This is a genomic window from Agromyces chromiiresistens (assembly GCF_029167465.1).
GTDB lineage: Bacteria > Actinomycetota > Actinomycetes > Actinomycetales > Microbacteriaceae > Agromyces > Agromyces chromiiresistens.
In genome coordinates this window covers 1,383,181-1,399,686 of record NZ_JARFNL010000004.1, presented here as the reverse complement: position 1 = coordinate 1,399,686, position 16,506 = coordinate 1,383,181, and the positions used below count along the sequence as shown (strand labels likewise).

The 16,506-nt window shown below is 70.9% G+C and carries 14 protein-coding genes; 3 read left to right on the top strand and 11 right to left on the bottom strand.

The window, feature by feature from the left end:
• Positions 1-25: 25 nt before the first annotated feature.
• The gene (locus tag PX701_RS13655; protein WP_275506609.1) at positions 26-1,462 is read right to left on the bottom strand and encodes a phosphomannomutase/phosphoglucomutase; all 1,437 of its coding nucleotides are present in this window, start codon (positions 1,460-1,462) and stop codon (positions 26-28) included.
• On the bottom strand, positions 1,459-1,674 hold the full coding sequence (locus PX701_RS13650; protein WP_231431562.1) for a DUF3499 family protein: 216 nt from the start codon (positions 1,672-1,674) through the stop codon (positions 1,459-1,461). The genes PX701_RS13655 and PX701_RS13650 overlap by 4 nt, the downstream gene beginning before the upstream one ends.
• 45 nt (positions 1,675-1,719) lie before the next feature.
• Between PX701_RS13650 and PX701_RS13645 the strand changes: the two genes are divergently transcribed.
• Positions 1,720-2,160, top strand: coding sequence for a hypothetical protein (locus PX701_RS13645; protein ID WP_275506608.1), 441 nt, complete (start codon positions 1,720-1,722; stop codon positions 2,158-2,160).
• Between the two features lie 52 nt (positions 2,161-2,212).
• Here PX701_RS13645 and PX701_RS13640 read toward each other — a convergent pair whose 3' ends face one another.
• The 5 genes from PX701_RS13640 to PX701_RS13620 form a co-directional block, all read right to left on the bottom strand.
• Entirely contained in the window at positions 2,213-3,688 is a 1,476-nt protein-coding gene (locus tag PX701_RS13640; RefSeq protein ID WP_275506607.1) for a DUF5719 family protein, read from the bottom strand.
• Positions 3,678-6,803: a glycosyltransferase gene (locus tag PX701_RS13635; RefSeq protein ID WP_275506606.1), complete on the bottom strand. Its 3,126-nt coding sequence runs from the start codon at positions 6,801-6,803 to the stop codon at positions 3,678-3,680. Before PX701_RS13635 ends, PX701_RS13640 begins: the two co-directional genes overlap by 11 nt.
• 105 nt (positions 6,804-6,908) lie before the next feature.
• A complete protein-coding gene (locus PX701_RS13630) occupies positions 6,909-7,229 on the bottom strand; it encodes a WhiB family transcriptional regulator (RefSeq protein WP_231431566.1) in 321 nt (106 codons plus the stop codon).
• Positions 7,230-7,398: 169 nt separating this feature from the next.
• Positions 7,399-8,361 (bottom strand): UDP-glucose 4-epimerase GalE, encoded by a 963-nt coding sequence (gene galE / locus PX701_RS13625; RefSeq protein WP_275506605.1) that lies wholly within the window; start codon positions 8,359-8,361, stop codon positions 7,399-7,401.
• 147 nt (positions 8,362-8,508) lie between these two features.
• A complete protein-coding gene (locus tag PX701_RS13620) occupies positions 8,509-8,655 on the bottom strand; it encodes a hypothetical protein (protein ID WP_275506604.1) in 147 nt (48 codons plus the stop codon).
• A 99-nt stretch (positions 8,656-8,754) separates the two neighbouring features.
• Here PX701_RS13620 and PX701_RS13615 point away from each other — a divergent pair, with 99 nt between their 5' ends.
• Positions 8,755-9,711: a GlxA family transcriptional regulator gene (locus PX701_RS13615; protein WP_231431569.1), complete on the top strand. Its 957-nt coding sequence runs from the start codon at positions 8,755-8,757 to the stop codon at positions 9,709-9,711.
• Positions 9,712-9,746: 35 nt separating this feature from the next.
• On the opposite strand, the gene PX701_RS13610 is transcribed toward PX701_RS13615, so the two are convergent.
• The 4 genes from PX701_RS13610 to manA are packed head-to-tail and all read right to left on the bottom strand — an operon-like array spanning position 9,747 to position 14,324.
• A complete protein-coding gene (locus PX701_RS13610) occupies positions 9,747-11,144 on the bottom strand; it encodes a bifunctional dTDP-4-dehydrorhamnose 3,5-epimerase family protein/NAD(P)-dependent oxidoreductase (protein ID WP_275506603.1) in 1,398 nt (465 codons plus the stop codon).
• The gene (gene rfbB, locus PX701_RS13605; RefSeq protein WP_275506602.1) at positions 11,141-12,148 is read right to left on the bottom strand and encodes a dTDP-glucose 4,6-dehydratase; all 1,008 of its coding nucleotides are present in this window, start codon (positions 12,146-12,148) and stop codon (positions 11,141-11,143) included. The genes PX701_RS13610 and rfbB overlap by 4 nt, the downstream gene beginning before the upstream one ends.
• Position 12,149: 1 nt before the next feature.
• Complete coding sequence (gene rfbA, locus PX701_RS13600) at positions 12,150-13,019, bottom strand: glucose-1-phosphate thymidylyltransferase RfbA (RefSeq protein ID WP_275506601.1); 870 nt, start codon at positions 13,017-13,019, stop codon at positions 12,150-12,152.
• A gap of 51 nt (positions 13,020-13,070) precedes the next feature.
• The gene (manA, locus tag PX701_RS13595; RefSeq protein WP_275506600.1) at positions 13,071-14,324 is read right to left on the bottom strand and encodes a mannose-6-phosphate isomerase, class I; all 1,254 of its coding nucleotides are present in this window, start codon (positions 14,322-14,324) and stop codon (positions 13,071-13,073) included.
• Between manA and PX701_RS13590 the strand changes: the two genes are divergently transcribed.
• Entirely contained in the window at positions 14,302-16,503 is a 2,202-nt protein-coding gene (locus tag PX701_RS13590; protein ID WP_275506599.1) for an acyltransferase family protein, read from the top strand. The genes manA and PX701_RS13590 overlap by 23 nt on opposite strands.
• Positions 16,504-16,506: the final 3 nt, after the last annotated feature.

Sequence of the window (16,506 nt, the reverse complement as noted above, 5' to 3'; positions counted from 1 at the left end):
GGCACCGGCACCACGATCTGGGAACCTACTCGACGCGGATGAGCGCGAGCACCTCGTCGCGGATGGCAGCCATGGTCGGCTCGTCGCCGCCCTCGACGTTGAGGCGCAGGAGCGGCTCAGTGTTCGAGGGGCGCACGTTGAACCACCAGAACGGCTCGTCTCCCGCCGTGACGCCCGTGACGGTCAGGCCGTCGAGCTCGTCGAACTCGCCGCGGCCGGTGAACGCCTCGACCACGCGCGTGTAGGCCGAGGGCACGTCGTCGACGACCGAGTTGATCTCGCCCGAGAGCGAGTACGGCGTGAAGCGGGCGGCGACCTCCGACAGCGGTGCCGACTGCGCCCCGAACTCGGCGAGCACGTGCATCGCGGCGAGCATGCCGTTGTCGGCGCCCCAGAAGTCGCGGAAGTAGTAGTGGGCCGAGTGCTCGCCGCCGAACACCGCCCCGGTCGCCTTCATCTGGTCCTTGATGAGCGAGTGCCCGACGCGCGTACGCACGGGGATCGCCCCGGCCGCCTCGATCGTCTCGGGCACGAAGCGCGACGTGATGAGGTTGTGGATGACGTTCACCCCGGTCTCGCCCGCCGCGGTGACGCGTGCGATCTCGCGCAGTGCGACGATCGCTGCGACGGCTGAGGGACTCACCGCGCCACCCTGCTCGTCGACGACGAAGCACCGGTCGGCGTCGCCGTCGAACGCGAGTCCGAGGTCGGCGCCGTGCTCGACCACGGCGCGCTGGAGGTCGACGAGGTTCGCGGGCTCGAGCGGGTTCGCCTCGTGGTTCGGGAAGGTGCCGTCGAGCTCGAAGTACAGGGGCACGATCTCGAGCGGCAGCGCAGGCAGGCCGGCGGCCTCGCCGAGCACGGCGGGCACGGTGAGTCCGCCCATGCCGTTGCCGGCGTCGACGACGATCTTCAGCGGGCGAACACTCGACAGGTCGACGAGCGACCGCAGGTAGGCCGCGTAGTCGGCGAGCACATCGGCCTGGCTCACGACGCCGGCGGTCTCAGCCGTGGGGATGCCGCCCTCGAGGTAGTCGGCGGCGCGATCGCGGATCGCGGCGAGTCCGGTGTCGAGCGAGATGCCCTGCGCGCCGGCGCGGGAGAACTTGATGCCGTTGTAGGCGGCGGGGTTGTGGCTGGCCGTGAACATCGCAGCCGGGGCGTCGAACGAACCGGATGCGAAGTAGCTCTCGTCGGTCGAGCACAGCCCGATCGAGACGACGTCGGCTCCGCGTACCGAGGCACCCGCTGCGAACGCCGCCGCGAACCCGGGCGAGGAGTCACGCATGTCATGGCCGACGACGATCCGGCTACCTGCAGCGGCGACCTCGTCGACGAAGGCCGCGCCGAGAGCCTCGACGGTCTCTTCAGTCAGCCCCTCGCCCACGATTCCGCGGACGTCGTAGGCCTTCACGATCGCGTCGAGGCGCGCGCGAGCGCCGGAGGGTGCAGCGGGATTCATGCCTTGAAACCTACCTCACCGAGCGAGACGTGCCGCACGACCTGCCAGCCGACCGGTGCCGACGTGCGCTCGGCGTGGCGGGCGCACAGGTCGTAGCCGTGCGGCTCTGGCACGGTCGCGAGCGGCCCGAGCACGGCCATCGAATCGGCGTAGTCGAAGGTCAGGGTCGCGACCGCCTCGGCGGCGCATGCGGTGCGCGAACAACGTCTCATGGCAGATCAAGATTAGCGACGACCCCCGCCATTACGATGGAGGGTATGCCCCGCTCTCGTCGTGTCGCCGCACCGCGCTCTCCGAGGCGGCTCGCCCGCGACCGCCACGGGCGCGGCATGCGCTCACCGGTGACCGGTCCGCACCTCCCGATGCTCACGAACCGGCTCGACGAGTTCGAGCTCACGGTCGCGACGACGGTGTCGTACCTGCGGGGTCTGTGGCCCGAGCTCGAGGGGGTGGTCTTCGAGGTCGCCCAGGCGCCGGCCGAGGCCATCCACGATGATCACATCGACCGGTGGAAGGTCTACCACGACGAGCGGCGCATCGTCTTCTTCCGGTTGCCGATCGTGCGGTTCCTGCGGTTGCAGGAGGGTGAGGACAAAGACGAGAAGCTCCTCGTCGAGAGTTGCGTGTTCCGCGCGATCGCCGACTTCCTCGGGCGCGACCCGTGGGAGCTCGCCCCCGGGCGGTACCGCCACTTCTGACCTCTCGGTGGTCGAGAGGCGCGAAGCGCTGATCGAGACCCCCGTGCGGCAGCTAGTGGGGGAACACCCGCAACGGCGAGTCGAGCGGCCCCGGGGGGCGCACCGGGAACGAGGACAGCGCCCGTTCGCCCGAATACGCCACGGTCGCGTGCAATCCGGCCGTCCCGGCGAGTTCGACGACACCGCGTGCCTCGACCTCGATCGCCTCGGTCGTACCCGGGGCGATCCGCACCTCACGCTCGTCGCCGTCGACCGTGAGCATCGCCTCGACCTCGTCGTCGCCGGGGTTCGCGAGGTGCAGCACCGGGTTCGGCCCGCGCGGAACCGCGATGACCGCCGTGTCGAGCAGCGGCAGCGTCGCCGCGGTCCAGGCGAGGTCGACGGATGCCTCACGGTCGTCGCCGTCGGGATCGGTCTGCGCCTGCGGGGAGCCGGTCGTCGCGCGCGCGGCGGCGACGATCGGCCCGTCGGCCTCGAGCGCGATGGTGTACTCCCCCGCATCGAGGTCGCCGAGCGGTACGTCGCTGACGATCCCCGGCTCGAGCGTCGCATCGATGCTTCCGCCTCCACCGCCCGACTCGGGAGCGATGTCGATCGAGACCTGCACGGGATCGTCGCCGGTCGCGAGGAGCCTCACTGCCGGGAAGGCGTCGCCCTCGGCGTGGTCGTCCGTCGCGTCGACGCCGCCGTCGACCGGCACGGTGAAGCCGGGGATGATCTGGACCTCGGCGGGCGTCGCGGTCGGCCCGACGAGTTCGACGCCCGCCGGCGTGAGCCCCTCGACGACGGTGTGCTCGAGCGACGCGGCGATCCCACCGCCGGTGCTCGTGACGTGCACGACGGGCGAGGCGAGGTTCGGGGCGAGCCCGGCCAGCGAGACGACGCGCTGTTCGCCGGCCGGCACCGTGATGCCGAGACCCGACGGCGCGTCGACCGCGCCGCCCTCGCCGATCACGCGGACATCGACGGTCGACGCGACGGCGGTCGGGTTCGAGAGCAGCACGAGCCCCGAGCGCCCGACGTCGGTGGCGCCGCCGACGAGCCACGCCTCGGTGACGACTTCGTCGCAGGCGGCCACGGCGTATCCGGCGATCGTGTCGCGCGAGACCTGCTGCCCCTGCGCACCGGCGAGCATGCCCGCCTCGACCGCACCGGCCTCGGTGGTCAGCGCGAGCGGGGTGCCGTCGCGGTCGGCACGGGGATTCTCGGGGGCGGCGAGTGGGGTCTCGGCGACCTCGGCATCGTCGGGGACGGCGCCGTGCGTCACGGAGGTCGTCCCGACCGAGCTCGCGGTCGTCGCCTCATCGGGGTCGTCGCCGAGCGAGAGCAGCGGGCCGGGGCACACCCGCAGCTGTCCCGTCTCGGCAGGCTTCACGACGAGCGACGGCGGCGTGATGCGGTGCTCCGGCCACGGCACCAGCGCGGCCGCCGCGAGAGCGCCGACGGCGACGCCGGCCGCGATCACGAGGGCGAGGCCGCGTGCGCCGATCCGGGCGAGCCGGCGGCTGAAGTAGCGCTCAGCGGCCATCGTCGTCTCCTTCGGTCACGTCGGGCTCGGATTCGGTTCGCGGCGGTTCGGATGCCTCGGACTCGCCGCCGTCGGTCGCCCCGGCGGGCGGCTCGACCTCGTCGGTTGCCGTCGTGGGATGCTCGTCGTCGAAGGCCGCTGCCTGCGGCTCGTCGTCGACGGGCTCGGTCTTCGGGGCCGGCTCGAGCGATCCGCTCCCCGGTGGCGACGTCATCTCGTCGTCGGATCCGGCGGCGACGATGCCGCTCGCATCTTCCGCCCCGCCCGCTGCCGCGACCGGCTTCGGCTTGCGTGCACGGATCAGCGGGCGCCGCGCGGGTCGACGCTGCGTACTCCGGTCGGCTTCGCGGCCGGCACCCGTCGGAATCGAGAGCAGCAGCGTCGCTCCGAGCACGATGAGCTGCACGACGGCGACCGCGCCGACCAGCCAGCTGCTCGCCTCCGGCGGGATCTGCGCCGCCGAGGCATCCGGTTCTGCCGACGTGAACCGCCAGAGCGTGCCGAAGTCGGTCTCGCCCACGGCCACGAGCGCCGCGTTGCCGTCGAGCGCGGTACGCGCTCGCTCGGCGGTGGCGACCGCGGCGCGGTCGTCGACCTCGGGGTCGTCGAGCAGCACGAACGAAGCGCCGAACTCGCGCACCGCGGCCTCTGGGTCGAAGCCACTCCGCGACGCGAGGTTGCCCGCGATCTCGGCGAGCTGCTCCTCATCGGCCGAGAGCGTCAGTGCGGTGGCGTCGAGGGTCGACTGCTCGTCGAGCGTGGTGCCCGCGCCGCGCTCGAGCGTCGCGCGGAGGCTGCCGTCGGCGTCGGGCGTCATGCGGAGCGTCGTGACGCGGGAGTCGTTCTCGGCTTCGGCACCGACGAACGCCGGCAGCGTGCGCACCGCGGCGGGCCGTACGGCGACCGTGCCCGTGGCGAGGTCGATCGCCGTCGGCACGACGGCGGCGACGACGGCGGCGAGCACGACCCATGCAACGAGCGCACGGCCTCGTCGCAGCGCGTCGAGCGCGACGACGGCGGCGAGCACGAGCCCGATCCAGGCGAGGCTGAGGCCGGCACCCGACCACAGCGGCACAGCGGTCGCACCCGAGCTCGACAGTGCGAGGTGCGTCGCGAGCAGGGCGGTCGCGAAGCCGAGCAGCGCCGTCCCGAGCGCGAGCACGGCGGAGCGGAGGGCCGGCGCGAGCACCGCGGTGAGCGCGACGATCACGAGCGGCAGCACGAGCGCGCTGACGGCGATGCGGAAATCGACGCTCGTGGTCGCGAAGAAGCTGTTCCAGCCTCCCCACGAGCCGTCGGGCAGGCCGAGGGCGAGCTGCCACACCGACGGCACGGTGCTCTCGGTCGGCAGCCCGGGGTCGGCGAGCAGGCCGAGCGGATTGCCCCGGTCGATCTGCCCGATCACGAGCGGCGCGGCGAGCACGATCGCGGGGATGGGCAGGCCCACGAGCCGGACGGCGGCCCGCCCGCTCACGGCGAGCGCGACGATCCAGGCGATGAGCAGCGCCGGCGCGAGGCTCGGCGCCGCGGCGATGACCGCGGCGAACAGGAGCGATGCGGTCGCGGCAGCCGCCCACGAGGTCGCGGCGCCGAACGCCGCGAACGCGAGCCATGCCAGCAGCACGTGTGCGAGGACGGCCCCGGGGCGCCCGTCGCCGAGGGCGATCAGGAACGGCGGGGCGAACGCCCACATCAATGCGGCGACCGCCCGGAGCGACCCGCGCTCGGTCAGTCGCGATGCCGCGAACCAGGCGCCGAGCGCCGCCGCCGGGATCGCGAGGAGCCACAGCAACAGGAGCGCGGTCGACGGCGCCCAGAAGGTCACGGATCCGAGCACGGCGAGCGCCCCGGCGAACGGGTCGGCGCCGCCCATGAATCCGGGGCCGATGTCGCGCCAGCCGTAGGCGGCGTTGCGCCAGAGTGCGTCGAGGCCGTTCGAGAGCGGCTCGAGGCCGCCTCCGCTCACGCCGCCCGCGCCGAAGAGCCAGGAGAACAGCGCGATCGACGCGACGATCGAGGCGAGCAGGACCCAACCACCGCCCGTGCCGAGGAACTGGAGCTCGTGCTTGCGCCCGCGCGCGCGTTCGCGGCGGGCCTCCGCGGCGTGCTGCCGGCGGCGGCGCATCTCGTCGGGCTGCATGCGCAGCGGCGCGATCGCCGACCAGCCGACCGTGCGGGCGGACTTCAGCCTGCGGCGGGCACGCGGCACGCGGGCGCCCGAGAACATCGTCGTCACCGCAGCCGCGAACTCGCCGGGGATGGCGCCGGGCGCCTTCACGAGGAGCAGCCGGATCGAGCGGAGCACCGCAAGCGGCAGGAAGGTCAGCCAGTGCAGCGGAGCGAGGAGGAGGGGCGCGTAGACGAGCCGCCGGTGCAGTTGCGCCGCGCGGGTGTTGCGGACGCGCCGGCGCGTCGTCCGCGCCTTCGGGCCCGTCTCGGGCCCGGCGACGCCGGCGCCCGCGAATCGCACCTTCGCCTCGGGTACGACCTCGACGCGATGCCCGGCGAGGCGGGCCCGGATCGACAGGTCGAGCGCGTCGTCGACGGTGGGCAGGCCCGGGTCGAAGCCGCCGAGCGTGCGCCACACCGAGTGCCGCACGAGGATCGCCGCCGGGTCGAGCCCGAGCACGTCGCTCATGCCGTCGTGCTGCCCCTGGTCGAGTTCGTCGGCGACGAGGGTGACGCTGCGACCGAGGCGCGTGATGGAGCGGCCGAAGCGGGCGATGCGGTCGGGCTCGTGCCATTCGACGAGCTTGGGCCCGGCGATCGCCACCGACTTGGCCGTCTCGAGGGTCGCCACGAGGCGGGCCAGGGCATCTGGCGCGGGCGCGCTGTCCTCGGCGAGCAGCCAGAGGGCGTCGCCATCGGAGTCGGGCTCGTCGAGCACGCGATCGGCAGCGCGCACTGCTTCGCCGAAGGAGAGACGCTGGGAGAGGTCGACGAGGTGGGTGGGCGAGATCTTCGCGATCTGCTCGCGCGCGACGGTGTCGGCCTCGGTGAGTACGACGACGAGCGCGTCGGGGCCGCGCTCCTGGGAGCGGATCGCCTCGAGCGTCTGACGGAGGTGGTCGCCGCCGTGGTGCACGACGAGGACGGCGGTGACTCTGGGGAACATCGCAGTCAGCCTAAGCGGCGCACGCCGCTCGTCGGGAGACTCCCCCGGGCGCGCCTCGAAACCGGCGAAGACGAGTGCGGGGCCTGCCGAAGCAGGCCCCGCGACTCACACCGCTCGCTTGCGCAGCTTGCGCCGCTCGCGCTCGGAGAGCCCGCCCCAGATGCCGAACCGCTCATCGTTGCCGAGCGCGTATTCAAGGCATTCGGCGCGGACCTCGCAGCCGGTGCAGATCTTCTTCGCGTCCCTCGTCGATCCGCCCTTCTCAGGGAAGAACGCCTCGGGATCGGTCTGCGCGCACAATGCGTCGCTCTGCCACGCCAACGGATTGTCGTCATCGACCGCCGGGCGCACACCGGGTACTCCCAGCCTGACCGGATCGACGAACCAATCGTCAGGTACTCCAGAACGATATTCAGGACTCGCCATATCGTCTCCCACCCAGTTGTACCGACCACCCGAAGGGTGTGTCATGAACAATTACACCCATGTAATTCCCGCGAGTCAAGTCGCAGATGGTAAACCCTCAATCACCTGTCGAGGCTTCACGCGGCACGCGACACGCCGGTGTGTTGGGGAGACGTTATGAATCGTCGGCTCACGCAGCGGCGCGGCGAGCCTCCCACGCCGTGCGCACCATCTCGGCGAGCGTGTGGCGCATCCTCCAGTCGAGGTCGCGGGCGGCGAGCTCGCCCGAGGCGACGATGCGGGCCGGGTCGCCGGCGCGGCGCGGCGCGATCTCGGGCGCGAACTCGATGCCGGTCACGTCGGCGACGGTGCGCATGATCTCCCCGACCGAGACGCCGTCGCCCGAGCCCAGGTTGTAGACCGGCTCGATCGACTCGCCGGCGTCGAGCCGCTGTGCGGCCGCGACGTGCGCCTCGGCGAGGTCGGCGACGTGGATGTAGTCGCGCACGCATGTTCCGTCGGGCGTCGGGTAGTCGTCGCCGTTGATGCGGGGCGTACGACCGTCGAGCAGCGCGTCGAACACCAGCGGGAAGAGGTTGTGCGGGCTCGGGTCGAAGATCTCGGGGGTGCCCGAGCCGACGACGTTGAAGTAGCGCAGGCTCGTGTGCGCGAGCCCCGCCGCGCGGCCCTGGTCGGCGAGGAGCCACTCGCCGATGAGCTTGGACTCGCCATAGGGCGATTCGGGATGCTTCGGGGTCGACTCCGTGACGAGGTCGACGTCGGGCGTGCCGTAGACGGCCGCGCTCGACGAGAACACGATCCGCGAGACGTCCTTCGACTCCATTGCCGCCAGCAGGGTGGACGTGCCCGTGACGTTCTGCTGGTACGTGTGAAGGGGGCGCTGCACCGAGACGCCGGCGTACTTGAAGCCGGCGAGGTGCACGACGCCGCGCACGTCGTAGCGCTCGAGGGTGGACTCGAGGAGGCGTCCGTCGAGGATCGAGCCCTGCACGAAGGGCGTGCCGTCGGCGACGAAGCCGCGCCGGCCCGACGACAGGTCGTCGACGACCACCGTGTCGATGCCCTTCGCCGCGAACGCCCGCACGACGTGCGCACCGATGTAGCCTGCTCCCCCGGTGACCAGCCAGCTCATGTTCCGCCTCTCCGGCGGCGGTGTCTCCGGCGCCCACACGATCCTAACGGGGGCGTCGAGCGGGCCGAGGAGCGAGCGCGGCGAGCGCCTCGAGACCCCGGCAGGCCAGGGCCGAGGGGTGGCGGCTGGACGGCTCGAGGCCCCGGGTCATCCGAGCCGCTCGACGTGCCGTACCCGGTCCCGGATCTCGGGCCTGCCGTAGCCGTCGCGGCCGAGCCCCGCGACGGTGGCGACGACACCCCACACGGCGAGCGCGACGAGGACGGCGATGAGGAGGATCATGATGATGGACATGGCAGTTAATGTATGGATTGCAAGATCCTGCCGACAGTGGCAGAGTTGACACAGATCATCCCATTCCTGCCATCGGCTCGCCGACAACCGGAGGTCAGCATGCTCCGCTCCATCGCCTGTCTCGCCGTTCCCCAGATGGCGCCGTTCGAGTTCGGCGTGATCTGCGAGGTGTTCGGCATCGACCGATCCGAGCACGGCGGACCGGTCTTCGACTTCCACGTCGTCGCCGCCGACCCCGGCACGGTGTCGACGAAGCTCGGCTTCGACCTCGTGGTGCACGAGGGCCTCGACTTCGCTCGCACCGCCGACCTCGTCGCGGTGCCGGCCGCGCTCATCGACCAGCCGGTCGACGAGCGCATCGCCGAGGTGCTCCGCGACGCCGTCGCCCGCGGCGCCTGGGTGCTGAGCGTCTGCTCGGGCGCCTTCATGCTCGGCAAGGCGGGCGTGCTCGCCGGCCGCCGCGCCACGACCCACTGGATGTACTCCGACCGCCTCGCCGCCGACTTCCCCGACACCGAGGTCGACCCCGACGTGCTCTTCGTGCAAGACGGCAAGGTCGTCACCGGCGCTGGAACGGCCGCCGGCATCGATGCCGCGCTGCACGTCGTGCGCACCGAGCTCGGGGCGAGCGCCGCGAACATCATCGCCCGCCGCATGGTGGTGCCACCGCAGCGCGACGGCGGCCAGTCGCAGTTCATCCAGACGCCGGTGGTCGAGTGCCGCAGCGACTCGTTCGCCACGATCACCGCGTGGATGCTCGAGCACCTCGATGAGGACCTCACCGTCGACCTGCTCGCGCGCAGGGCGCTGATGTCGCCCCGCACGTTCGCCCGCCGATTCCGGGCCGAGACCGGCACGACGCCGAACGCATGGCTCAACCGTCAGCGACTGCTGCGGGCGCAGCAGTTGCTCGAAGAGAGCGATCTCAACCTCGAGGAGATCGCCCGCGAGACCGGCTTCGGCACCGCTGCCGTCATGCGACACCATTTCGTCAAGGTGCTGCAGACCACCCCGACGGCCTACCGACGCCTGTTCGGCATGCGCGTCGCGAGCTGAGTCCGAGGGGTCGCCGCGGGGTCCTGCGGCTCGCGTCACGGCGTTCGGCCCTCGCCGAGGTACTCGCGCAACGCCTTTCTCGCATCACGCACGCGGAACCCCGTCGCCTCGATCTTCGCGAGGTCGAGCGTGCTGTGCCGGGGGCGGGGTGCTGCGGCGAGTCCGCGCCCGTACTCTTCGCCCGAGACGGGCCGCACGCGGTCCGGGTCGTGGCCGAGCATCTCGAACACCGCGCGCGCGATCTCGAACCAGCTCTGCGGCGCGCCCCCGTTGCTCAGCTGGTAGGTGCCGTACGGCGCCCGCGTCTGGAGCAGGTGCCGGATGCCGCCGGCGAGGTCCCCCGCGAACGTGAGCCGTCCGAACTGGTCGTCGACGACCGAGGGATCGACGCCCCGTTCCGCGAGCGACGCCATCGTGCGCACGAAGTTCGCCCCCTCGCCGACGACCCAGCTCGTCCGCACGATGTAGTGACGTGCGCAGCGGCGGGCGGCGAACTCGCCGGCCGCCTTCGTCTGCCCGTACACACCGAGCGGAGCCACGCCCTCATCGACGTCGTGCCGTGTCCGCACTCCATCGAAGACGTAGTCGCTCGAGACAGTGACCAGCGGCACTCGCAGCCGTTCGGCGACGTCGGCGGCCTCCGCAACGGCCTCGGCGTTGATCCGCCAGGCGGCGCGCCGCCCATCCGGCGTCTCCGCCTCGTCGACGGCCGTGTACGCCGCGGCGACGACGATGGCCGCAGCATCCGACCAGTCGTGGGCCTCGATCGCACCGGGCACCCCGAGGTCGAGTTCGCGCCGCGTGACGAAGCGCGCCCCGGGCAGCTCGATCCGCAGCGCACGTCCGAGTTGCCCGTCGCCGCCGATCACGACGACGCGGCGCGCCGGCAGCGGATCGACGTCTCGGAGGGCGGGGTGACCGCGATCGGCGGGTGAGAGCTCGACCTCGTCGAGCGGGAAGGGCCAGTCGATCGCAAGCGACTCGTCGGCGAGGTTCACGAAGGTGTACGCGGCGTCGGGGCGCCAGTGCTCGTTGACGAGGTAGCTGTACGCGGTATCGGGCACGAGCGTCTGGTAGGAGTTGCCGACGCCTCGCGGCACGAACACCGCACGCTCGGGTCCGAGCTCGAGTGCGACCCTACGCCCGAAGGTCGGACCCTCGCGCAGGTCGACCCAGACGCAGTACGCCCGGCCCGAGGCGATCGAGACGAGCTTGTCCCACGGTTCGGCATGGATGCCGCGGGTGGTGCCCGCCGCGACGTTGTACGACACGTTCTGCTGCACCGGTCGGAAGTCTGGCAGCCCGAGGGCGAGCATCTTCTCGCGCTGCCAGTTCTCCTTGAACCAGCCTCTGGCGTCGGCGTGCACGGGCAGGTCGAGCACGAGCAGCCCGGGGATCTCGGTCTCCGCGACGCGGAGCGCGTCGCCGCTCAACGGCCGACTTTCGCGTACGCGGCCTCGGTGCGCTCCTTCTGGGGGCCCCACCACGTCTCGTGCGCCCGATACCATTCGACGGTCGCGTGCAGCCCCTTCTCGAAGTCGACCCGCGCGGGCCGCCAGTCGAGCTCCTCGCGCAGCTTGGTCGAGTCGATCGCGTAGCGGAGGTCGTGCCCGGGCCGCTCACCGACGAAGTCGAACTCGTCGGGCCGGCGCCCGAACGCCGTCAGCAGCAACTCGACGACCTCGCGGTTCGAACGCTCGCCGTCGGCACCGATGAGGTAGGTCTCGCCGATCGCCCCGCGCTCGAGGATCGCGAGCACCGCTGACGAATGGTCGTCGGTGTGGATCCAGTCGCGCACGTTCTCACCCGAGCCGTAGACCTTCGGCCGATCGCCGCGCAGCAGGTTGGTGATCTGGCGCGGGATGAACTTCTCGACGTGCTGGTAGGGCCCGTAGTTGTTCGAGCAGTTGCTGATCGTGGCCCGGAGCCCGAAACTGCGCACCCACGCGCGCACGAGCAGGTCGGAGGCGGCCTTCGTCGATGAGTAGGGACTCGAGGGGTTGTACGGCGTCGCCTCGGTGAAGCGGCCCGGTGCGTCGAGCTCGAGGTCGCCGTAGACCTCGTCGGTGCTCACGTGATGGAACCGGAGTCCGCGGCGACGGGCCGCCTCGATCAGCGTGTAGGTGCCGACGACGTTCGTCTCGAGGAAGGGTGCCGGGTCGGCCAGCGAGTTGTCGTTGTGCGACTCCGCGGCGAAATGCACGATGGCGTCATCGGCGCCGAGCCGATCGGCCAGTCCGTCGACGAGTGCCGCATCGGCGATATCGCCCCGCACGAACTCGTACCGGTCGGACGGCAGGCCGTCGAGCGCGCCGAGATCGCCCGCGTAGGTGAGCTTGTCGAGCACGATCACCGATCGGTCGGTGCTCTCGAGCACGTGGCGCACGAAGTTCGATCCGATGAAGCCGGCGCCGCCGGTCACGAGGAGGATCGACATCTCAGCGCCCCCGTTCGAGCACGTCGAGCAAGTAGGCGCCGTACCCCGACTTCACGAGTGGCTCGGCGCGCTCGCGCAGCCCATCGTCCGAGAGGAATCCGCGCCGCCAGGCGACCTCCTCGGGCACGCCCACCTTCAGCCCCTGCCGCCGTTCGATCGTGCGCACGAAGTCGCTCGCGTCGTTCAGCGAGTCGGGCGTGCCGGTGTCGAGCCAGGCCGTGCCGCGCGGCAGCACCTCGACGGCGAGGCGCCCCTGGCGAAGATAATGCGCGTTGACGTCGGTGATCTCGAGCTCCCCCCTGGCCGAGGGCACGAGCCCCGCGGCGACCTCGACGACCGAGCTGTCGAAGAAGTAGAGACCCGGAACCGCGTAGTTGCTCTTGGGCACCACAGGCTTCTCCTCGAGCGAGATGGCGCGACCGTCGGCGTCGAACTCGACGACGCCGTACGCCGTGGGGTCGGCAACCCAGTAGGCGAAGACCGCGCCGCCGTCGAGGCCGGCGAACCGTGCGAGCTGCGAGCCCAGGCCGGGGCCGTAGAAGATATTGTCGCCGAGTACGAGGGCGACGTCGTCGTCGCCGATGAAGTCGGCCCCGATCGTGAACGCCTGCGCGAGGCCTCGCGGTTCGTCCTGCACGGCATACTCGATCGAGATGCCGAACTGCGACCCGTCGGCCAGCAGGCGGTGGAACTGGGCGGCATCGTGCGGCGTGGTGATGACCAGCACCTCGCGGATGCCCGCGAGGATCAGGGTCGACAGTGGGTAGTACACCATCGGCTTGTCGTAGACCGGCACGAGCTGTTTCGAGACGCCGAGCGTGATCGGGTGAAGACGACTGCCCGATCCTCCGGCGAGGATGATTCCCTTCACCCGTCCATGATGGCCCATCGCTGCCCGCCATCGTCGACGTGGTTCGCGGGGTCAGGCGTCCGACGGCGCGGATCGCCCGACTGTGGCGACCCAGGCAACCCCGGCACCCGAGATGCGCAGCGCGACCTCGTCGGGGGTTGCGTAGAGAGCCCGACCGCGCTCGAGCGGCGTCCGGCTCCGCGCTCCCGCGAGGTCGAGCGCCCCTGCCTCCGCGAGCACGATGGCAGGGCCGTGCAGCTCGATCGTCGATGCGCCCGCGCCCGGCTCCGCGCGGTACAGCTCGAAATCGGCAACGCCGGGGCGGTACGCGCTCACGCCGGCCGAGACGTCGACGGCGGCGAGCCGGGGCGGCGCCATCGGCGTGAAGTCGAGCACGTCGACGAGCTCGGCGACGTCGATGTGCTTGGGCGTGAGCCCACCGCGCAGCACGTTGTCGCTCGCGGCCATGAGCTCGATGCCGAGGCCGTCGAGGTAGGCATGGATGTTGCCGGCGGCGAGGTACAGCGACTCTCCGGCCCGCAACCGCACGCGGTTGAGCAACAGCGAGATGACGATGCCGGGGTCGCCCGGGTAAGCTTCGGCGAGCACGCCGACCGTCTCGAAGGACCGGGCATACGGTGACGCCGCCGCCTCGGTCGATGCGGCGAGCGCGACGACGCGCTCGATCACCCAGCTCGCCTCGCCCGAGTCGCCGCCGCGGCCGTCGCGAAGCAGCCATTCGACGGTCGCCCGCAGCGGCTCGGGTTCGGCGAGGTGCGCTGCGAGCAGGTCGAGCGCGCCCGGCTGCGGGTCGGCCGATGCGGCGTCGGCGGCACGCAGCACCGCGAGCACGCCCTGCACCTCTTCGAGCGGACGGAAGCCCGAGAGGGCGTCGAACGTCTCGCTCACCGCGACGATGAGCTCGGGCTTGTGGAACCCGTCCTTGTAGTTGCGGTCGTAGGCGTCGATCGCGACGCCCTCGGCCTCCTCCCGCGCGAAGCCGGCACGCGCCTGCGCAGGCGTCGGGTGCGCCTGCAGCGACAGCGGTGCACCCGCGGCAAGCACCTTGAGCAGGAACGGCAGTCTCGCACCCTGAGCGGCGAGCTCGGGCCCCAGCGCGGTCACCGGGTCGGCGGCGATCCAGTCGGCGAGGTCGGCGTGGCCGACGGATGCCGCATCGACGATCTTCGACGGCGAGCCGGCGTGCGCACCGAGCCAGAGCTCGGCCTCGGGGTCACCCGACGCAGCGCGCCCGCGGTATTCGGCGATCGCGGTGCGCGAGCCCCAGGCGTAGTCGCGCGGGGTGTTGTCGATCGTCACGAACATCCGTGCGTGGTCCTCTCGTCGGCGTGGTCCCACACTATCGAGGGGTCGGCCGGTCGGTGGGCCGCCTCGGCCCGCGGTGTCGGTTCCTCCCGCTGGTCGAGCGCACTCCGATCAGCTCTTAGACTCGATTGCCCCCGATTCCAAGACCGAGGATCACACGACCCAGATGTCCAACACCGCCCATCGCCGCATCGACGAAATCGAAGGCATCCGCGGCCTCGCCCTCATCCTCGTCGTGCTCTTCCATCTCTTTGGTCGGGGACGCGTGTCGGGCGGCGTCGATGTCTTCCTCTTCGTCTCGGGGTTCCTCCTGACGCTCGCGATGCTGAGGAGTCATGTCTCCGGGCGTCCTCAGAACCTCCGGCGCCGATACGAGCGAATGGTCATGCGGTTGACTCCGCCGGCTCTGCTGGTGCTCACCGCGACGGTCGTGATGACCCTCGCCGTCCTCCCCGCATCGACTTGGACGCAGACGGGACACGAGATCGTGGCCTCGGCCCTGTACTACGAGAACTGGGAACTGATCTCCTCGCAGCTCGCCTACGGGGCGGCCGGGCCGTCGACGAGTCCCGTCCAGCACTTCTGGTCGCTGTCGGTGCAGGGTCAGTTCTTCCTCGTCTGGCCACTGCTCCTCGCTCTCGTTCTCCGTGTCGGCGGCCGGCGGTCGTGGACGACGCATCTCGTCGCGGGGATCGTGTTGCTGATGACGGTCGCCTCCTTCATTTACGCGTGGTCCCTCAACGCGTCGGAACCCGCTGTCGCCTATTTCGACTCATTCACGAGGTTCTGGGAACTCGGTGCTGGCGCGTTGCTCGCGATCGCCTTCAGCCACGTGAACCGGTTCTCGACCGCTTGGCGGGTCGCACTCGGTTGGACCGGGGCCGCTCTGATCATCGCTTCGGGCTTCGTGCTGGACGGTGCGCAGCAATTCCCGGGCCCGGCCGCACTCATCCCGGTCGCCGGAGCCGCACTCATCATCGTCTGCTCGGGCAGCCCGACGCGCCTTGGCGTCGATCGCGCGCTCGCCACTCCGCCGGTCCGCTGGCTCGCGCGGATCTCGTACCCGCTCTATCTCTGGCACTGGCCGATCCTCATCGCGTACCTCGCGGTCCGTGGCTACGACGGCGTCGGCATCCTCGGGGGCGCGTTCGTGCTCGCTGCCGCGATCCTGCTCGCCTGGCTGACCCAGCGATTCGTCTCCGAACCGGTGCTCGAGGTCGCGAACCGGCGGCCTCGGAAGCGTTATCCGATTCTCGCGCTCGGGGCCGCAGCGACCCTCACGCTCATCGTCACGACCGGTGCCGCCGCTGTTCAGCAGTCGCAGAGCGAGACCCTCACCGCCGTCTCCGAAACCGGCTCGGACTATCCCGGAGCGCTCGTACTCACGGACGGCGCCTCGACCCCCGAGAAGGTCGACCCCGCGCCCGATGCGTCGATCGCCTTCGACGATCTCCCCGAGGTGTACCAGGAGAAGTGCATCCAGAACTACCGCGACACGGCCGAATTCGCCATCGTGAAGACGTGCGCACCACGAGGTGACGCCGACTCACCGCTCGAGATCGTCATGGCAGGCGGATCCCACACGCAGCAATGGGCGGACGCGATGACCACGCTCGCGGAGCGCCACCACTGGCGGTTGACGATCATTGACAAGGACGGATGCCGTCTCAGTCTCGATGAGAAGAATCCGAACGCGAGCTGCGTGGCATGGAACAAGGCGGCGATCGACGAGATCATCCGGCTGCAGCCCGACGCCGTGTTCACCGTCTCCACGAAGACGTACCTCGATCAGGCCGAACTTGTCATCGCGGGGCAGGTCGAGGCGTGGAAGGCGCTCGATCACGCCGGGATCCGCGTCGTGGGTGTGCGCGACACGCCACGGTTCCCATGGCGTATTCCCGAGTGCCTCGAGCAGCACGCAGCAGCGCCTGCGGAGTGTGGACTCGAGCGGAGCAGGGTGTATGCGGCCGAATCTCCGTCACGTTCGATGCCGGATCTGCCGGAATCGTTCGTCGAGGTCGACGTCGCGGACGGCTTCTGCTCGTCCCGCTGCGAACCGATCGTCGGAAACGTCACGGCGTATCGCGACGACGACCACATGACCGCCTCGTACTCGACTACGCTCGTACCGCTGTTGGAACGCGAGTTGGAGAAGTCGGCAGACTTCCTCTTCGGCTGAACT